Below are 753 nucleotides of genomic sequence, written 5' to 3'. Positions count from 1 at the left end.
CGCCCAGCGCGACCGGCGCCGCGGCCCCGCTCGCGCTGGGCGCGACGGCCCTGCTGCTGACGGTCGCCGGCGGTGCGCTGCTCGCGGTGCGCCGCCGCCGCGCCTGAAGTCGCGGACGCGCGGGTGCCCCTCGGCATCCGCGCGTCCGGCGTGCGGGACACGCTCGCGTCCGCCCTCCGAAGACCCCCGCCGTCGAGTGTCCAGGACGTGCCGCACCACGGCGCGCCCGAGCGGCGTGTCGTGGACACTCGACGGGTGCGCTGACCCCGCGAGAATGGATGCCATGCGCGCGATGATCATGGATGCCCTGGCCGAACCCCTCGAGGTCCGCGAGGTGGCCGAGCCCGCCGCCCCCGCCGGCGGCGTCGTGGTCGAGGTGCACGCCACGGGTCTGTGCAAGAGCGACTGGCACGCCTGGGTGGGACACGACGACGTCGCCCTGCCGCACGTCCCGGGGCACGAGCTGGCCGGTGTCATCGTCGAGGTCGGCGACGGCGTGGAGCGCTGGAGCGTCGGAGACCGCGTCACCGTGCCCTTCGTGATGGGCTGCGGAGCCTGCGAGTGGTGCCGCAGCGGGAACGCCCAGGTGTGCCCCGACCAGCAGCAGCCGGGCTTCACGCAGTGGGGCAGCTTCGCCGAGCGGGTGGTGCTGCGCGCGGCCGACACGAACGTCGTGCGCATTCCCGACGATGTCTCGTTCGAGGCGGCGGCGGCCCTGGGATGCCGCTTCGCCACCGCGTACCGCGCCCTGAC

Annotated in this window: 1 protein-coding gene; it reads left to right on the top strand. The window is 75.4% G+C overall.

The features are described 5' to 3' along the window. Positions 1 to 283 precede the first annotated feature (283 nt). Positions 284 to 753, top strand: a 470-nt coding sequence (locus DBR36_RS18325; protein WP_258222698.1) for an alcohol dehydrogenase catalytic domain-containing protein, incomplete at its 3' end; no start/stop codon positions are given.

Source organism: Microbacterium sp. HMWF026 (assembly GCF_003061325.1).
GTDB classification, from domain to species: domain Bacteria; phylum Actinomycetota; class Actinomycetes; order Actinomycetales; family Microbacteriaceae; genus Microbacterium; species Microbacterium testaceum_E.
This window is presented reverse-complemented; position numbering and strand designations above follow the sequence as displayed.